Origin of the sequence: Rhodococcus sp. A14, assembly GCF_011603105.1 — a bacterium.
GTDB lineage: Bacteria > Actinomycetota > Actinomycetes > Mycobacteriales > Mycobacteriaceae > Rhodococcus_F > Rhodococcus_F opacus.
Genome location: NZ_JAAOQS010000244.1, coordinates 1 through 1,979, shown reverse-complemented (window position 1 = coordinate 1,979; position 1,979 = coordinate 1). Strand labels below are relative to the sequence as shown.

The 1,979-nt window shown below is 66.2% G+C and carries 2 protein-coding genes; one reads left to right on the top strand and one right to left on the bottom strand.

The window, feature by feature from the left end:
• Window positions 1-312 precede the first annotated feature (312 nt).
• A complete protein-coding gene (locus tag G9373_RS45090) occupies window positions 313-1,608 on the top strand; it encodes a YibE/F family protein (RefSeq protein WP_120659515.1) in 1,296 nt (431 codons plus the stop codon).
• Between the two features lie 11 nt (window positions 1,609-1,619).
• Here G9373_RS45090 and G9373_RS45085 read toward each other — a convergent pair whose 3' ends face one another.
• Complete coding sequence (locus G9373_RS45085) at window positions 1,620-1,853, bottom strand: hypothetical protein (RefSeq protein ID WP_206033988.1); 234 nt, start codon at window positions 1,851-1,853, stop codon at window positions 1,620-1,622.
• Window positions 1,854-1,979: the final 126 nt, after the last annotated feature.

Below are 1,979 nucleotides of genomic sequence, written 5' to 3'. Positions count from 1 at the left end.
CCTGTACCCCGCCACCCAGCTCGGCAAATCTCTCCACGCAGCGGCTCTGCGTCCGCGGAACACACCCCTCGTTCGGAGTTCCGGACCACCCCTGCGTGGAGTTCGGCGTTCGCTGCAGATTAGCTGCTGCGTGCCATGCTTGGATATCTAATCACACCGGCGACATATAAGCGACACGAGAGCAATACGAGCCTGACAGCTTGGCAACACTGGCACCACACGCCACTTCCGTCACAGCGTCGCCGGTCGCCGTCCGGCTACCCTGTCGTGCGTGCCGAGACAATCCCCCCAGCAGCCGACGCGACGCGGCCGATGAGCGAATTCCACGGACACGGCCATGGCCACGGCCACAGCGACGGACCGGCCCCGATGGGACCTGTGGCCGCCAAGGTGGTCGTCGGACTCCTCGTCGCCATCGGCGTCGCGGTGCTCATCGGCGCCATCGCGTTGTGGCCCGGCAAGCCGAGCGTCGACGTCGAACAGCCCTTCCAGAGCGCCCAGGGCGGCGCAGTCGTCACGGAATCGGGCACGGTCACGATGCAGAACATCGGCGACTGTGGAAGTCCGTCGGCCGGGCGCGTCTTCACCGGCACCCCGTTGCCGCCGCCCGCCGGGGCGTACGAGTGCCAGCGCAGCATCGTCGACATCGAGTCCGGTCCCAATACCGGTACCCAGACGCTGCTCGAAATCATTCCCGGCCCCGGGCAGCCCGACCTCCGGGTGGGCGAGAAAATCCGGCTGTCCCGTCAGACGGACGTGAACGGCACGACGGAGTATTCGTTCGAGGACTATGCCCGCGGCGTGCCCGTCACCCTCATCGCGCTCGCGTTCGCCGCCGTCGTGATCGCGGTCGCGCGGTGGCGCGGATTCCGGGCACTCGTCGGCATCGTCGTCTCGTTCGGCGTGCTCGTTCTGTTCACGCTCCCGGCCCTGCTGGACGGACAACCTGCGATCCCGGTGGCCCTCGTCTCCGGCGCCGTGATCCTGTATGCCGTCCTGTATCTCGCGCACGGTGTCTCCCTGCGAACGAGTTCGGCGTTGCTGGGCACTCTCGCGTCGATGCTGGTGGCGGCGATCCTCTCCTACGCCACCATCGAGATGACTCGTCTGACAGGGCTTTCCGAGGAACAGAACACCAACGTCCAGACGTACATACAGCACGTCAGCATCACCGGACTCCTGCTCGCCGGCTTCATCATCGGCTCACTGGGTGTGCTCAACGATGTCACCATCACGCAGGCGGCGTCCGCGTTCGAACTGGCGTCGCTGGACCCCGACGCCTCCCGGCGTCAGATCTTCGGTTCGGCGATGCGCGTCGGACGCGATCACATCGCCAGCACCGTCTACACCCTGGTCCTCGCATATGCCGGCGGGGCGTTGCCGCTGCTGTTGCTGTTCAGTGTGGCGGGGCGGTCGATCCAGGACGTGCTGCTCAGCGATGCCGTGGCCATCGAGATCGTGCGTTCGGCGGTCGGTGGCATCGCCCTGGCACTGTCGGTTCCGCTGACCACCGCGATCGCGGTGATGTTGGCGCGGCCGATCGGCGCGGGTCCTTCCGGCAGCGCGCCCGCGGTCAAGCCGTCACGGGGTGGCCGCCATTCCAAGTAGCGCGGCGACCGCTAGCTGAAGACGCCGAACTCCCGCAGGACGATGAAGATGATGGCGATGACCATCAGCGCGTAGACGGTCAGCATCGTCACTTTGGCCGCATGCTCGCTGGTGGGCGGGAACATCTTCAGGATCGGCTTGGAATATGCGACGAGCCTGCGCGTTTCTGCCGGCGCGGCCGCCGAAGGCCTGGGAACGTTGGGAGTGCTGTGGAACTCCGCTGGATTTGCAGTCACTGCACACATCCTCTCTACGCCGGAACCATTCCCATCGTAGGCCCGGAGATCGGCGGCGACTACGTTCCGGGGAACCTGGGAAGTTCGGGCAGTTGGAACTGCGGCAGCTGGATCTGCGGCAGACCGGGGAATACC

Excerpts from the sequence above, each read along its gene's own strand:
- G9373_RS45090 (WP_120659515.1), top strand. The coding sequence starts at position 313 with ATGAGCGAATTCCACGGACACGGCCATGGCCACGGCCACAGCGACGGA.
- G9373_RS45085 (WP_206033988.1), bottom strand. The coding sequence starts at position 1,853 with ATGTGTGCAGTGACTGCAAATCCAGCGGAGTTCCACAGCACTCCCAAC.